The sequence below is a fragment of the Candidatus Avelusimicrobium stercoris genome, from assembly GCF_002437085.1.
Taxonomy (GTDB): Bacteria; Elusimicrobiota; Elusimicrobia; order Elusimicrobiales; family Elusimicrobiaceae; genus Avelusimicrobium; species Avelusimicrobium stercoris.
Genome location: NZ_DJOA01000033.1, coordinates 48,537 through 63,614 on the forward strand (window position 1 = coordinate 48,537; position 15,078 = coordinate 63,614).

12 protein-coding genes and 1 tRNA gene are annotated in these 15,078 nt (G+C 51.3%); 12 read left to right on the plus strand and 1 reads right to left on the minus strand.

Features of this window, described 5'->3' with window-relative positions; translation table 11 throughout:
* Positions 1–60: 60 nt before the first annotated feature.
* On the plus strand, positions 61–639 hold the full coding sequence (locus B2118_RS05340; protein ID WP_428053908.1) for a type IV pilin protein: 579 nt from the start codon (positions 61–63) through the stop codon (positions 637–639).
* 257 nt (positions 640–896) lie between these two features.
* Here the strand turns inward: B2118_RS05340 and B2118_RS05345 are convergent.
* A tRNA-Tyr gene (locus B2118_RS05345) sits at positions 897–983 on the minus strand.
* A 186-nt stretch (positions 984–1,169) separates the two neighbouring features.
* Between B2118_RS05345 and mutS the strand changes: the two genes are divergently transcribed.
* The 11 genes from mutS (at position 1,170) to B2118_RS05400 (ending at position 15,036) form a co-directional block, all read left to right on the plus strand.
* On the plus strand, positions 1,170–3,731 hold the full coding sequence (mutS, locus tag B2118_RS05350; protein ID WP_428053881.1) for a DNA mismatch repair protein MutS: 2,562 nt from the start codon (positions 1,170–1,172) through the stop codon (positions 3,729–3,731).
* Complete coding sequence (gene mutL, locus B2118_RS05355) at positions 3,724–5,604, plus strand: DNA mismatch repair endonuclease MutL (protein ID WP_428053883.1); 1,881 nt, start codon at positions 3,724–3,726, stop codon at positions 5,602–5,604. The genes mutS and mutL overlap by 8 nt, the downstream gene beginning before the upstream one ends.
* Positions 5,605–5,746: 142 nt before the next feature.
* Positions 5,747–6,277 (plus strand): hypoxanthine phosphoribosyltransferase, encoded by a 531-nt coding sequence (gene hpt / locus B2118_RS05360; protein ID WP_428053885.1) that lies wholly within the window; start codon positions 5,747–5,749, stop codon positions 6,275–6,277.
* A complete protein-coding gene (ftsH, locus tag B2118_RS05365; RefSeq protein WP_428053887.1) occupies positions 6,277–8,208 on the plus strand; it encodes an ATP-dependent zinc metalloprotease FtsH in 1,932 nt (643 codons plus the stop codon). Before hpt ends, ftsH begins: the two co-directional genes overlap by 1 nt.
* 73 nt (positions 8,209–8,281) lie before the next feature.
* A complete protein-coding gene (gene glmM / locus B2118_RS05370) occupies positions 8,282–9,634 on the plus strand; it encodes a phosphoglucosamine mutase (RefSeq protein WP_428053890.1) in 1,353 nt (450 codons plus the stop codon).
* Entirely contained in the window at positions 9,631–10,347 is a 717-nt protein-coding gene (locus tag B2118_RS05375) for a pyridoxine 5'-phosphate synthase (RefSeq protein ID WP_428053892.1), read from the plus strand. The genes glmM and B2118_RS05375 overlap by 4 nt, the downstream gene beginning before the upstream one ends.
* Before the next feature lie 9 nt (positions 10,348–10,356).
* Entirely contained in the window at positions 10,357–12,198 is a 1,842-nt protein-coding gene (gene glmS / locus B2118_RS05380) for a glutamine--fructose-6-phosphate transaminase (isomerizing) (RefSeq protein WP_428053894.1), read from the plus strand.
* Positions 12,198–12,545, plus strand: coding sequence for a holo-ACP synthase (acpS, locus tag B2118_RS05385; RefSeq protein ID WP_428053896.1), 348 nt, complete (start codon positions 12,198–12,200; stop codon positions 12,543–12,545). Before glmS ends, acpS begins: the two co-directional genes overlap by 1 nt.
* Positions 12,542–13,432 carry an NAD(P)H-hydrate dehydratase gene (locus tag B2118_RS05390; protein WP_428053898.1) on the plus strand — a complete coding sequence of 297 codons (891 nt, stop codon included), beginning with the start codon at positions 12,542–12,544 and terminating at the stop codon, positions 13,430–13,432. Before acpS ends, B2118_RS05390 begins: the two co-directional genes overlap by 4 nt.
* A gap of 9 nt (positions 13,433–13,441) precedes the next feature.
* Entirely contained in the window at positions 13,442–14,341 is a 900-nt protein-coding gene (locus tag B2118_RS05395; protein ID WP_428053900.1) for an alpha/beta hydrolase, read from the plus strand.
* Between the two features lie 44 nt (positions 14,342–14,385).
* The gene (locus B2118_RS05400; protein ID WP_428053902.1) at positions 14,386–15,036 is read left to right on the plus strand and encodes an HAD family hydrolase; all 651 of its coding nucleotides are present in this window, start codon (positions 14,386–14,388) and stop codon (positions 15,034–15,036) included.
* The last annotated feature ends 42 nt before the right edge of the window (positions 15,037–15,078 follow it).

Consider the following 15,078-nt stretch of genomic DNA (forward strand, 5'->3'; position numbering starts at 1 on the left):
TATAAAAGGCCGTTTTGCTCAAATATAAAGGTCTTAAAAAGGAAAAAAATGAAAGGATTTATGGATACTTTATTCTTGTCGTTATCCTGGAAAGTTGTAGTCCAGGATCTGTTGTTTTGTAAGCGTGCGACAATAACTAACAACAGATTCCCGAACCCTGCGGGCCGCCCCACACTCGGGAATGACGACACCTTAATACCTGTCCGTGTAACACGTGCAGGCTTTACTTTGATTGAATTATTAGTAGTCGTCCTTATCATTGGTATTTTGGCGGCGGTGGCCGTGCCACAGTACGAAAAAGCCGTAGAAAAAAGCCGAATTACGGAGGCTATTACGGGCCTAACGGCGATTGGCCGCGCGCAAGAAGTATATCATTTGGCGACGGGTTCGTATGCGGATGATTGGAGCGACTTGGATGTTTCCATCCAAGCAGGGAAAAATTTTACTTTTGGGGGCAAAAGATTGAGCGAGGGCCTTTATCCTGGTTCGGTGGCCGAGGCCAGCCGCACTCCCCGCTACTCGCGTTATACGTTATTATATATGCCTGAGGAGCAAAAAATTGTTTGTTTTGCCCACGCGACTAACCAGCGTCAATATTGTACGGCCGCTGGATTGGAATTTACCACCAATTCTTATTAAAAGCAGTTGGTGTTTCTTTCCTACCTAATAAAAAAACACCCTTGTAGGGGGTAGAAATAGCGAAATGGAATAGGATTCGGCCACAAGTCCGCTTGCTGACGCGCGCGGCTCGCGGCCCCGCCTCGCCATACTCGCCTTTCGGCCTATGGCCTCAAACTCGTATAAGGCTCCGGCTTTCTCATCCTACCGAAACACCAAGCAGTTGGTGTTTCTTTCCTACCAACCCATAAAAAAACCCCGCTTACGCGGGGTTTAAATGGTGGTAGGAATAGGATTCGAACCTATGTAGGGCGTAGCCCGACGGTTTTACAGACCGTTGCTTTTGACCGCTCAGCCATCCTACCAAACTAAAACATTAAAAACGCCGGAACTTAAAAGCCCCGGACCGTAGTTATTACTTAAACAACTAGGTACAAATATTATAACAAAAATTTACGTTTCTGTCATTTCTTTGTCTGGCGGCTTTATCCGGTTTCTTCCATTACTTTGCCGTCGGGCCATAAACGGGCAAAAATTGCTAGAATATCACTATGCAAAAGACTGGTCTTACCCCTTTAATGAAGCAATATTTTGACACCCGGGCCAAATATCCCGACATTGTGTTGTTCTTCCGCTTGGGTGATTTTTACGAAATGTTTGACGACCAAGCGCGTGAAATCAGCGCACTCTTGGGCCTTACCCTTACCGCGCGCAACGGTATGCCGATGTGCGGCATCCCCTATCACGCGGCCAATAACTACATTGTCCGCCTGTTAAATGCAGGTAAAAAAATCGGCATTTGCGAGCAAACCAGCGCGGTAATGGATAAAAACACCAAACTGTTTGAGCGCAAAGTTATCCGCGTGATTACCCCCGGTACGTTAATGGAAGATACCTTACTGGATGCAAACCAATCCAACTATTTGGTGTCCGTCATCACGTCGCCCGCGGGGTGGGCAATGGCGTGCGTGGAGGTTTCCACGGGCGAATTTTGGGTAAACCAGAACGATAAAGACGCTTCTTTAACCAATTTGGCCGCCGCCTTGGCCGCGGTCAACCCGTCCGAAATCATCGCGGACAAAGACACGCTTTTGCAACTTAAAACCAAAATCGTTTTACCCTCTAATTTAACGCTTACCGAGCAGCCCGCCTTTGACGGGGATTATACCCTGCCCGAAAATTGGCCGGCCTTGGGCGCGTGGGGCAATAAGCGCAACGCCTTGGCGTGCGCGTTGCTGATTATGCGGTATTTGAACGTAACCGAGCCCAGTTTTAAGCGTGTGCTGATTCCGTCTTACCGCGAACTGAAAGACTGCCTGCAAATTGACGAAAACGCCGTTGCCTCGTTGGAACTGGTAAAAAGCCAAGAGGGGGGCAGAAAGGGCAGTTTGTGGGCGTTATTAGACAAAACCAAAACCGCTGTGGGCAGCCGTAAATTAAAGGAGTGGATTTTGCACCCGTTAATGGACCCGGCGGACATTAGCGAACGCCAAAACGCGGTAGAAGGGTTTGTAAATAACCAATCCGCGCTGGCCGATTTGTCTGCGCTTTTGGAAAATATTTCCGATATTGAGCGCATTATGACGCGCACCGCCACGGGCACCGCTTCCCCGCGGGATATGTCCGGCCTGCGCAATTCCCTTTTAAATGTGGACCCGATTGCCCGCTGGTTTGAGGAGTACGGACAAATCGTGCCGCGCTTGGATGCTTCCTTAAAAGAACATTTGCCTGTGCTGCGCGATATGGCGCGCGTGCTGTACGATGCTATCAGCGAAAACCCACCCTTAAAAATTTCGGACGGACACGTCATCCGCCAAGGCTACAACGCCGAATTGGACGAACTGCGCTCGCTCAAAGCCAACAGTAATAAATGTATGGAGGAAATCTGCGCGCGTGAACGCGAAAAAACAGGCATTACCACCTTAAAGGTGGGATACACCTCCGTTTTTGGGTATTATTTTGAAGTTACCAAGAGCCACATTTCCAAGGTGCCTTATAATTATGTGCGCAAGCAGACTTTGGTAAACGCCGAGCGTTTTATTACCGAGGAACTCAAACAACTGGAAGATAAAATTTTAAACGCCGAGCAAAAAATTATCCGCTTGGAGAGCAGTTTGTTTGACGAAGTCCGCAAAACCTTGGCGGCGCAGATTAACCATTTAAAGGCGTTTGCGCATATCGTGTCGGAATTGGACGTATATATGTCCCTTGCGCTGGACGCAATGAAGGGCAACTGGACAAAACCCGAGGTAAATAGCGGTACCGAACTATATTATGAAAACGGACGGCACCCGCTGGTGGAAGCCACCTTGCCTGCGGGCAGTTTTGTGCCGAACAATTTGGATATTGGAACCCCGCAGACACAAATTATGCTGATTACCGGCCCCAATATGGGCGGTAAGAGCGTCTTTTTAAAGCAAACGGCTATCATTACAATTTTGGCGCAAATGGGCAGTTTTGTGCCCGCCACCGCCGCGCGCTTGGGCGTGGTAGATAAGATTATGACGCGTATCGGCGCGCACGACGCGCTGGGGCGCGGAAATTCTACCTTTATGGTGGAAATGAATGAAACCGCCCACATTTTGGCCTCTATGACCCCGCGCAGTTTGATTTTGTTGGATGAAGTCGGCCGCGGGACCTCTACCTTTGACGGTATTTCTATTGCGTGGGCCATTGTGGAATATTTGTATAAGCCGCACGGTGGCCCCAAGGTGCTGTTTGCCACGCACTATTTTGAACTGGTGGACTTGGAAAATAAATACGCCAGCGTGCGCAACTATCACGTGGAAGCCAAGGAATACCAAGACTCTACCGGCGAGAGTAAATTGGCGTTTTTGTACCAAATTTTGCCCGGCGCGGCGGACCGCTCGTACGGGATTCACGTGGCCGAGATTGCGGGCTTGCCCGCCGCCTGCACCTTGCGCGCTAAAAAGGTGCTAAAAGATTTGGAAGCCAAAAAAGGCTCCAAAATTTCCGCCAAGGAACACGATATGGTGAAGGATTTGTTTTCCTCGCCCATTGTGGAGGAAATAAAACTGGCCGATACCGACCAGTTGACCCCTATGGCAGCGTTGCAGTTAATTTGCGAGTGGAAGAAACGGATTAATGAGTAATATTCACGTTCTGGACGAAAAAACAGCCGGAAAAATCGCCGCGGGCGAGGTAATTGAACGCCCGGCGGGCGTGCTTAAAGAACTGCTGGAAAACGCGGTGGATGCGGGCGCGACGGCTATCAACATTGATATTGAGGGCGCGGGCCGGACCTTAATCCGCATTAACGATAACGGCTGCGGGATGAGCGAGGAAGACCTGTTGTTAAGTATCCAGCGCCACGCCACCAGCAAAATTAATTCGTTTAGTGATTTGGAAACCTTGCAAACCTTTGGCTTCCGCGGGGAAGCCCTGTATTCGGTGGCGGCGGTGTCGCGGATGACGATTACCAGTTGCCAGGCGGGCGGCCAGGGCCACCGGGTGGAAATCCACGCCGGAAAAGTGTTTGCCCAAAGCCCGGCGCCGTCTATCAAGGGTACGACGGTGGAAATACGTGATTTGTTTTATAACGTACCCGCGCGGCTTAAATTTTTAAAGAGCGATTCGTATGAACGGGCCTGCCTGTTAAAGGTAATTGAGGAAAGCGCACTTGCCAATTTAACGGTGGGCTACCGTGTGATGATTAACGGTCGTTCCGTGTATGACTTGCCCGCGCAAACGGGCGAACTGCCGCAAAGCGCCATTAACCGCGCCAAACATATTTTAGGGGACGAGGTGGCGCAGTCGCTTTTATTTAAAGAATTTGACGAACTGGGCCTAAAACTCTTTTTAACGCCCGCGGATAAATTGGTTTCCGTGCGGGATATGCAGTACATTTTTGTAAACCGCCGCCCGATTGATTCCAAAACCGTCCAGCAGGCTATTTATAAGGCATATCAAAACGTCCGCCCCAAGGACCGCCACCCAGCGTTTTTGGTGTATATGACGCTAAACCCCTCCGATTTTGATGTAAATATTCACCCGCAAAAGCGCGATATCCGCTTTGTAAACGAAAGTAAGGTGTTTGGCTTTGTAATGAACGCGGCGGGCGAAACCATCTTCAAAAATGCGCGCCCGGTGGAAGTAACGCTCGCGCCTAAAATAGATTTGCCCGCCTCCGCGCAACCGGCGGCGGAAAAATTATTTATGCCCTCACCAATGGAAACCTTTGCCAAAACGGTGGCGGAGCCTTTAAAATTGGGCGACTTTAAACCTAAAAGTACCTTTACTCTGCGGGAAACTGAGGAACCCGCTGAATATGTGGCCCGGCCCGAAGAAGCCCCCAAACAGGTGTCCTTTCCTGTTCAGACGGCCCCGGCAGAGCCTGAGGACGCGCCGCAACAAACGGATTTTGTTTCCGAGGGTGCGCCGGAGTGGTATCACGGCCCGTACCGTTATTTGGGCCAGTTACAGCGCAGTTATTTACTGTTTGAAAACCCGCTCGGGCTGGTGGTCATTGACCAACACGCCGCTCAGGAACGCGTACTTTTTGAACACTATTTGGAAGCGTTTGAAGCCCGCTCCGTAAAGGTGCAAAAACTTTTGTTCCCCGTTCACGTGGATTTGCCGCCGTCTAATGCCGAAACACTTTTGTCTTGGTCTGATTGGCTCAAAACGGCGGGCTTTGAGTTGGAACCCTTTTCCGCCCGCACCGTGCTGGTGCGCACAATGCCGCATATGATTCGCTTCAAAGAGGACGATATGAAGGAGTTTATCATATCCCTCTCGCAGGTGGTGGGCGACCCGTCCAAATCCACCGAAACCTTAAAGCGTAAAATGGTGGCAATGCTGGCCTGCAAAAAGGCCATTAAGGCGCACGATCAAATATCGCCCGCCGAGGCCGAAGGCCTTTTGGAGAATATGAAGAAGTGTAAGGACGGTATGCATTGCCCGCACGGCCGCCCGTGCGTAGCGCAACTGGATATGAAGCAGTTGGATAAACTCTTCGGCCGCTAATTTGCCAAACGCCTAATAAAAAGCCCCGCTTACTGCGGGGCTTTTTGCAAGAGTAAAATGCGTTTGTGTCCCTAGGTCCGGTCCCCTTTCTTTTCAGGCGAAAAAAAGGTATCCTGTATTATATATATCTATTGGAGGGTTTATGTCTGATATTCCCGTTTTGGAACGTGTTTTATTTTCGCAGGAGCAACTCGCGGCGCGCTGTGCTGAACTCGGCCGCCAAATTTCCGCCGATTACCGCGGCAAACAGCCACTGTTTGTAGGCATTTTGCGCGGGTGCATTTTGTTTTATGCCGATTTAATGAAGAACATCAGCGTAGATTGCAATATGGACTTTATGTGCTTGTCCTCTTATGCGGGCGGCACGGCCAGCACGGGCCAAGTACGCACGATGTTGGATTTGCGCGAAAGCATTAAGGGCCGCCACGTTGTGATTGTGGAAGATATTGTAGATACCGGGCTTACCTTGGATTATCTGCTTGGCAACTTAAAAAACCGCGGCGCGGCCAGCATTGAAATTTGCTGCCTGCTGGATAAACCCTGCAACCGCAAGGCCGATGTCCACCCCAAATACATCGGTTTTACCGTTGGTAACGAATTTGTGATTGGGTACGGGTTGGATTACAACGAACTGTACCGCAACTTGCCGTATATTGGAGTATTTAGAAAATAATGAAGAATAATAAACGTCCGAACAGCCGCCGGATTGTATCCGTCGGGCAAATTGTAGGCTGGTTGGCTATTTTTGCGCTGGCCGTGTTGCTTTTTAATAAACAAGGCCCCAAACAAGCGGAATTAAACTATTCCGATTTTAAAAACAAAGTAGCCGCGGCCGAAGTATCGGACTTGACGGTGGCCCCGGGTGTCATTTCCGGGATGTATAAAAACCAAGACGGGCAATTTGCGCCCTTCAAAACCGTGCGTATGGAAGACCCGGACTTGGTAAACCAATTATCCGCCGCCAAAATTAAATATAAAGCCGAAAAGGACAACAGTTGGCTGGGCAATATCCTGTTCAACGTGTTGTGGATTGTGCTGTTAATCGGCTTGTGGTGGTTTATTTTTCTCCGCCCGCAAAGAAGCGATGGCAAAAGCGCGCTTAACTTTGCGCGCTCCAAAGCCAAAATGCAGGATCCTTCCCAGCAGACCGTAACCTTTAAAGATGTGGCCGGTTGCGACGAAGCCAAGGAAGAGTTGGAAGACGTTATTAAATTCTTAAAGAACCCCAAAAAGTTCCAGCGCTTGGGCGGTAAACTGCCCAAGGGCATACTTTTGTACGGGGCGCCCGGCACGGGCAAAACCCTGCTGGCCAAGGCCGTAGCAGGTGAAGCGGGCGTGGCGTTCTTTTCCGCTTCCGCTTCGGAATTTGTAGAAATGTTCGTAGGCGTGGGTGCGGCGCGCGTGCGCGACTTGTTTGACCAAGCCAAAAAGAACTCTCCCGCCATTATCTTTATTGACGAATTGGACGCCGTGGGCCGCCGCCGTTTTGCCGGTATTGGAGGCGGGCACGACGAACGCGAACAGACCTTAAACCAACTGTTAATTGAATTGGACGGTTTTGAAAGCAAACAAGGCATTATTCTAATGGCCTCTACCAACCGCCCGGACGTGCTGGATCCGGCGTTAATCCGCCCCGGCCGTTTTGACAGACATATTTCCGTCCCCGCGCCGGATTTGAAGGGCCGTGAGGAAATCTTAAAGGTCCACGCCAAAAAAGTAAAATTGGGCGCAGATGTGGATTTGAAGGTGGTTGCCAAGGGGACGCCCGGCTTTGTAGGGGCGGATTTGGCTAACGTCATTAACGAGGCCGCCATTTTGGCCGCCCGCGCGGACGAGGAGGCCGTAACCTCTGCTGATATGGACGAAGCCATTGAACGCGTGATTGCGGGCCCGCAAAAAAAGAGCCGTATTATCTCCAAGCACGAACAGCGCGTTATTGCCGCGCACGAGTGCGGGCATACTATTGTGGCGCGCTTGACGAACCACTCGGACCCCGTGCATAAGGTTACCATTATCCCCCGCGGACAAGCCTTGGGTTACACCTTGCAACTGCCGCTGGAAGATAAATTTTTAACCAGCAAGTCTGAACTCTTGGATAAACTGTGCATCTTGCTGGCCGGACGCGCCGCCGAAGAAATTGTATTTGGCGAAATCACCTCCGGCGCCAGCGATGACCTCAACAAAACAATGGCTTATGCCCGCAAAATGGTGGTGGAATTGGGGATGAGCGAAAAACTGGGGCCGATTGCCCTGCCTAACGGCGACGACGGCGAAGTGTTTTTGGGCCGCGACCTTTCGCGCCACAAAACCTACTCCGAAGAACTCGCCCGCACCATTGATGAGGAAATACTGACTTTGATTAAATCGTCCTATGCCCGCGCGAAAGAGATAATCTCTTCCCACCGCGTTGCATTTGATAAATTGGTGGAAACCCTGCTTGCCAAAGAAGTGGTGGACGCTAAGGAAATTGACGAAATTTTGGGCTTGAAACCCGTCGCGAAGGAGGATGCTTCGCCCAAGCCCGCAGAGCAAGAACCCGTAAAAGAGGAACCGAAGGCGCCGAAAGCCGAAAAGCCGGAGGCTAAACAGGCGGAACTCTTTTAAGGCGTTTAAACTTTGGGACGGGACTAACCGCGCCGGGGCCGCTTTGCGCCCGCCGGTGCAAAAGGAAGTGTGTATGGGAAAGTATTTTGGAACCGACGGGGTCCGCGCCGTAGCAGGCCAGTTCCCGTTGGTGGATGATTTCATCCAAAAATTGGGCTATGCCGCCTTGCGCGAATTGCAGGAATACGCCAAGAACGAGCATTTAAAGCCCCAAGTGATTATCGCGCAGGACTCCCGCGCCAGCGGCCCGGCTATTTTGGCCTCGCTGGAAAAGGGTATCCGCGCCAGCGGAGCAGACGTCATCAGCGTGGGCATTGCCCCGACGCCTTGCGTGGCGTACCTCGTTAAACAGACGGGCAGTTTGTGCGGCGTGGTTATTTCCGCCAGCCACAACCCGGCTGAATTTAACGGTATTAAATTTTTTACCAATCACGGTACGAAACTCCCCGAAGAGTTGGAAAACTCCATTGAAGCCGAAATTGAATCTTTAAAAACGGTTCCCGCCCCCAAGGGTTCCCTCAAAGAAGATTTATCCTTGGTTAAAGAATACGAAAAATTTTTGATGTCCACGGTGGACGGTTCTTTATTAAAAGGTACCAAGGTCGTGCTGGACTGCGCCAACGGCGCCAGTTCCAAGGTGGCCGTAAACGTATTTGCGGGGCTCGGGATGGAGGTGGTAGTAACCGCCGCCAAGCCGGACGGCACCAACATTAACAAAAATGTCGGTGCGCTCCATACGCAGTTTATGCAGGACCTTACCAAAAAGGAAGGTGCGTTTGTCGGGTTTAGTTTTGACGGCGACGCCGACCGCGTGATTGCGTCTGACGAAAAGGGCCGCCAGTTGGACGGGGATAACATTATCGCCGCTTCCGCGCTGTGCCTGAAAAAGGAAGGCCGCTTAAATAACAATAAAGCCGTTTTAACCATTATGGCCAATTTGGGCTGTATTAATTATTTAAAGGAAAACGGCGTAGAGGTGGAACTGACCACGGTAGGGGATAAATATGTCTCCGAAGCGTTGGAAAAGGGCAACTTGTCCGTAGGGGGCGAAACCTCCGGGCATATCATCTTCCGCTACTTTGCCAACACGGGCGACGGCATTTTATCCGCCTTGCAATTTTTACAATTTGTCAAAAAATCGGGCAAACCCGTCAGTTGGTTTGCCGACCAATGGTCCAAATACCCCAGCCAATTAACGGCTGTACCGGTAACGTCTAAACCACCGCTTGCTTCTCTGCCCGGCTTTTTGTCCGGCGTGGCCGAAATTGAAAAAACGATGAACGGCCAAGGCCGCGTAATCGTGCGGTACAGCGGAACGGAACCCAAACTGCGCATTTTGGTAGAGGGGAAGGATATGTCCGCCGTCAGCCGCGTAATGAAAGAGGTGGAAGTCCTTTATAAGCAGAAAACGGAGGCGTGCAAATGAGTTTAAAGTTAGGTGTAAATATTGACCATATCGCCACCTTGCGCCAGGCGCGCCGCGCCGCGTGGCCGGACCCGGTGGACGCCGCCGCCGTATGCTTGGAAACGGGGGCCGATTTTATCGTGGTGCATTTGCGCAAAGACGAACGCCACATTAACGAGAAAGACATTGCCCGCCTGTGCAAAACCTTCCCGGGCAAAATCCATTTGGAGTGCTCCTATACGCCGGAACTGGAAAAGGCGGCGTTAAAATACAAACCGTATTCCGTGTGTATCGTGCCGGAAGAACCGGGTGAAGTAACCACCACGGGCGGCTTGAAATTTACTCCGCAGGTGGAAAAGCGCTTGCTGAAAATGATTGAACGGTTGCATAAAAAAGACATTTTGGTAAGCCTTTTTGTCAGCCCGGATGCCGCTTCTATCCGCACCGCGGCCAAACTGGGTGCGGACATTGTGGAACTGTGCACCCGTGATTACAGCGAAGCCACTACCGCCAAACAAACGCAAAAATTATTGCAAGACTTGGCCCTTTCCACCTTGCTTGCCAAGGAATTAGGGCTGGAAGTCCACGCCGGGCACGGGTTGGATTACCACAACGTGTTGGCGGTAGCCGATATTGGCGGGATGTCTTGTATGAACATTGGTTTTTCCATTGTTACGCGCTCCGTGTTTGCGGGTTTGCCCGCCGCGGTGAGCGAAATGAAGGAACTTTTATAGGAGCGTATTATGTGCGGAATTATCGGCTATGTAGGGAATAACAACTGTGTCCCCTACATTATTGACGGTTTAAAAAAATTGGAATACCGCGGATACGACTCCGCCGGGTTGGCCGTACTGCAAAACGGCAATTTGGTTACGGTCCGTGCCGTAGGCAAGGTGGCGGAACTGGAAAAAGCCACCCTGATTGCCAATCCCAAGGGTACCACGGGTATCGGCCACACGCGTTGGGCCACCCACGGCAAACCCAGCGAGGAAAACTCCCACCCGCATACCGACTGCACGGGCGATATCGTCGTAGTGCATAATGGGATTATTGAAAACTATTTAACGCTGCGCGCCAAATTGGAAGCGCGCGGACACCGCTTTAAAAGTGAAACGGATACCGAAGTAATCGCCCATTTAATTGAGGAGAACCTGCTTCACGTCCGGGCGGCCAACGACCAGGACCGTTTATTAAAGGCCGTCCAAAAAACCAATAAAGAAATTTCCGGCGCTTACGCTTACGGCGTTTTGTGGGCGCGCACGCCGGGGCTTTTGATTGGCGTTAAAAAGCAAAGCCCGATGGTGGTGGGTGTAGGCAAGAACGAAAACTTTTTAGCCTCCGACGTTCCCGCTTTCTTAAAGCACACCAATAAAGTGCTGTTTTTGGAAGAAGGCGACGTGGCCGTTTTGCACGTGGATGGCGTAACGGTGCTGGATAAAGACGGCAAAGAGAAAAAGATTAAACCCGTTAAAATTTCGTGGGACCAAAAGACCGCCGAAAAGGGCGGCTATGCCCACTTTATGTTAAAGGAAATTTACGACCAACCCCAAGCCATTGAAGACACCCTGCGCACTGCGCGCACGGACTTCGGCAAAATTTTAGGCTTGGATACCGAGGGCATCCGCCAACTGCGCAATATTCATATTATTGCGTGCGGTACGGCGTATCACGCAGGTTTGGTCGGCAAATACTATATTGAACAGTTGGCCGGAATCCCGGTCAGTGTGGACCTAGCGAGCGAATACAAATACCGCACCGTGCCGCAACTGCCGCATACGCTGGCGATTGCTATCAGCCAATCGGGCGAAACCGCCGACACCATTGGCGCCATTAAAAAGGCCAAGGAGTTGGGCTTCCGTACGTTGGCGATTTGTAATGTGCTGGGCTCGTCGCTCACGCGCACTTGCGACAGCACCTTCTTTACCCATTGCGGACCAGAAATCAGCGTGGCCTCCACCAAAGCCTTTACCAGCCAAATTACGTCTATGTATGCGCTGGCGGCGTTCTTGGGGCAGTCCAATGGTAATTTAAGTGCGGCTACCTTTGAAAAATTATACAAGGAACTTTTAGCGCTTTCCAAAGCGATGAGCGAAGCCGTTAAATTGGAGTACGAAGTGCGCCATTTAACGCGCAAAATTTACAAAGCGGACCGCTTTATCTTTTTGGGCCGCAACGTAAACTTCCCGATTGCGCTGGAAGGGGCGCTCAAATTAAAAGAAGTTTCTTACCGCAGTGCGGAAGGTTTTGCGGCGGGCGAAATTAAACACGGGCCGATATCTATTATTGATAAAGGAACGCCTGTAATTGTGATAATGCCGCACGACGCCTTGTTTGAAAAAATGCTCTCCGCTTGCCAAGAATGCCGCGCGCGCGGGGCCTTTGTGGTGGCGGTAACTACAAAAGCCGGGGCCAAATTGGCCGCGGACGTGGCAGACAAGGTGTTTATTGTGCCGCAGACAAACGAACTTTTACAGCCGGTGGTGGACGTGGTCCCGCTCCAATTTTTGGCGTATTGGATTGCCAAACGCTTGGGGTGCGATATTGACCAGCCGCGCAACTTGGCTAAAAGCGTAACGGTGGAATAATGCAGGTAATTGGCCTGGGCACGGATATCGTGGAAGTAAAACGGATAGAAGCCTTGGCCCAAAATCCGGGCGCCTTATCCCGCCTGTTTACACAGAAAGAGATTCAATATTCTTTGGCGCGCAAAAACAAGTACGAGCATTTAGCCGTGCGTTTTGCCGCCAAAGAAGCCGTTTTTAAAGCGTTGCCGTTTGCAGAAATTGCGTTTAAAAATATCCAAGTAACCAATTTGGAAAACGGCCGCCCGCAGGTAACAGTAGCGGACGAGCGCGCCAAAGATTTGGTTATTTTGGTTTCGCTCTCGCATACCAAGGAGTATGCCGCGGCAACGGCGGTGGTGCAAAAATGAATTTACTTACGCCCGAAAAAGTCCACTCTTGGCTGCCCGTCCGGCCCCAAAATGCTAACAAAGGCACCTTCGGCCGGGTGTTGGTGGTGGCGGGTTCCCGCACAATGTGCGGAGCGGGCTATCTGTGCGCCAAGAGCGCGCTTTTGGCGGGGGCAGGGCTTGTGTTTTGGGCACTTCCCGAAAGTATGCAGCCCGCTTTTGCGGCTGCTCTGCCGGAAGTAATTACGCTCCCTATGCCGGAAACGGAAAAGGGAGAATTGTCCGAAGACGCGCTTTATGAACTGACGGATTTTATGGCTGATAAAAAGCCATCCTTGGCGGTAGTAGGCCCGGGGATGGGCAAAAGCTCGCTGTTAATTCCGTTTTTGCAAACTTGTAATTTGCCTTTGGTGGCCGATGCGGATGCGCTAAATGCCCTAGCCCAGGAGCCGAATTGGACCGTTTGGTGGCCCAAAAACCGCCCTTGTATTTTTACACCGCACCCCGGCGAAATGGCGCGCCTGTTGCACACGCAAATAGCCGCCACGGCGCAGGGGCGCGTCAAACAGGTGGAAGCGTTACAGCAAAAAACGGGTAACGTGTGCTTGTTAAAAGGAGCAAACACCTTGGTAAGCGGGCACGCGGAAATCTGTCAAAACCCCACGGGTGGCCCGGCACTCGCCAAGGCTGGCTCGGGCGATGTTTTATCCGGCGTGATAGCCGGGCTGTGGGCCCAGTTGGGAACGCAAGCAGATTTTTCTGATAGCGCCTTTCGCGCCGCCTGCTGTGGCGTATATTTGCACGGCCTAGCCGGGGATTTGGCCGCGCGTAAGCGGTCAGACTATGGCGTTTTGGCAAGTGATACGGCTTCGTGTGTGCCGGAAGCAATTTGTGAACTTTTAAAATAAGGAGGACGTATGAGTCCCGTCTTAACTGTTATTGTAAGTATTGTCGGTTTGTTGGCGCTCTTGGCGTTATTTACCGTTTGGTTTTGCGTGCATTGCGCCAAAAAAGTCTTGCATCCCACGTCCAAGCGCAAACCGCTGGATGCGTGGCCGGACCAGTTTGGCCTGCCATATGAAAACGTCTATTTCAAAACTGAGGACAAGGTGCAACTGCGCGGGTGGTTTATCCCAAGTGCGGAATACTCCAATAAAACCATTATTTTAATGCACGGCTGGGGGATGAACCGCGCCGATATTTTAAAGAATACCTATTTCCTGCACGATTTGGGTTTTAACTTATTTTATTTTGATTTCCGCGCGTTGGGAGAAAGCGGCGGCAAGACGAGTTCTATCGGCTATTTGGAAATTAAAGACGCCGCGGCGGCTATCCGCTTTTTAAAGGAAACGCGCCCGCAATTTTGCGAAAAAATCGGTCTTTACGGTCTTTCTATGGGTGGTATGGTGGCCATTTGCGAGGCCGCCCGCAACCCCGAAGTCGCGTGCGTGGTGGCGGAAGCGTCTTATTATTCGTTCCGCCGTGTGGTGTCCCGCTGGGCGTGGGTGCATAACAAGGTGCCTTATTTCCCGCTTATTCCCATTATCTTGCACTACATCCGCAAAAATTTGGGCGTAAACCCGGAACGGTACAGCCCCAAGTATAATATCCCCAAAATTGCGCCGCGCCCCGTGTTTATCATCCACGGACGGTATGACAATTTGGTCCCGGCCGCGCAGGCAAAAATGCTGTTTAAAAAGGCGGGTGACCCCAAGGAAATTTGGCTCGTGCCCGGTGCGCGCCACAACAAATGCGCCGAGGTCGGCGGGTTTGAATACAAACAACGCTTGGCCGATTTCTTCCGCCAGCATTTATAATTTTACACCCGCCTTTCGGCGGGTATTTTTTGTAAGGAGCAGATATGAAGCAGTTGGTAATTTTTGATTTGGACGGTACCCTTTTAAATACGATTGCGGACCTTGCCGCGGCGGCCAATCACGCCTTGGAAGTGTTGGGCCTCCCGGTGCGGTCGCAAGCGGAGTGCCAAAGTTTTGTGGGCAACGGCGTGGGCAAGTTGTTGGAGCGCGCCCTGCCGGAAGGGAAAAAAACGCCGGAGTATATGGCTAAAATTCGCCCGGCTTTTTTTGAATATTACGACAAACACTTGGCCGATGCTACACTGCCTTATACGGGTATGGCACAGTTGCTGGCGCAGTTGCAAAAGCGCGGTATTAAACTGGCGGTAGCATCCAACAAATACCAAAGCGCCACAGAACGCTTGGTAAAACATTTCTTCCCGGATATCCATTTTACGGCGGTGCTGGGCCAACGCGAGGGAATCCCCGTAAAGCCGGACCCGACGATTGTAAACGATATTTTGTTTGTGGCGGGTTGCGCGCGCGAAGACGTACTGTATGTGGGTGATTCGGATGTGGATATGCAGACGGCCAAAAACGCCGGAGTGCGTGTTTGCGGCGTGCTGTGGGGCTTCCGCACGCGCGAGGTGCTGGCTGAATACCAGCCGGATTATTTAACCGCCGCCCCCAACGAAATTTTGGATATGGTGATGTAAAAATTTATTTTACACAATATCTATCCCCCGGCGTAGCCGGGG

Coding starts and splice junctions, on each gene's coding strand:
- B2118_RS05340 (WP_428053908.1), top strand. CDS start 61: ATGGATACTTTATTCTTGTCGTTATCCTGGAAAGTTGTAGTCCAGGAT.
- mutS (WP_428053881.1), top strand. CDS start 1,170: ATGCAAAAGACTGGTCTTACCCCTTTAATGAAGCAATATTTTGACACC.
- mutL (WP_428053883.1), top strand. CDS start 3,724: ATGAGTAATATTCACGTTCTGGACGAAAAAACAGCCGGAAAAATCGCC.
- hpt (WP_428053885.1), top strand. CDS start 5,747: ATGTCTGATATTCCCGTTTTGGAACGTGTTTTATTTTCGCAGGAGCAA.
- ftsH (WP_428053887.1), top strand. CDS start 6,277: ATGAAGAATAATAAACGTCCGAACAGCCGCCGGATTGTATCCGTCGGG.
- glmM (WP_428053890.1), top strand. CDS start 8,282: ATGGGAAAGTATTTTGGAACCGACGGGGTCCGCGCCGTAGCAGGCCAG.
- B2118_RS05375 (WP_428053892.1), top strand. CDS start 9,631: ATGAGTTTAAAGTTAGGTGTAAATATTGACCATATCGCCACCTTGCGC.
- glmS (WP_428053894.1), top strand. CDS start 10,357: ATGTGCGGAATTATCGGCTATGTAGGGAATAACAACTGTGTCCCCTAC.
- acpS (WP_428053896.1), top strand. CDS start 12,198: ATGCAGGTAATTGGCCTGGGCACGGATATCGTGGAAGTAAAACGGATA.
- B2118_RS05390 (WP_428053898.1), top strand. CDS start 12,542: ATGAATTTACTTACGCCCGAAAAAGTCCACTCTTGGCTGCCCGTCCGG.
- B2118_RS05395 (WP_428053900.1), top strand. CDS start 13,442: ATGAGTCCCGTCTTAACTGTTATTGTAAGTATTGTCGGTTTGTTGGCG.
- B2118_RS05400 (WP_428053902.1), top strand. CDS start 14,386: ATGAAGCAGTTGGTAATTTTTGATTTGGACGGTACCCTTTTAAATACG.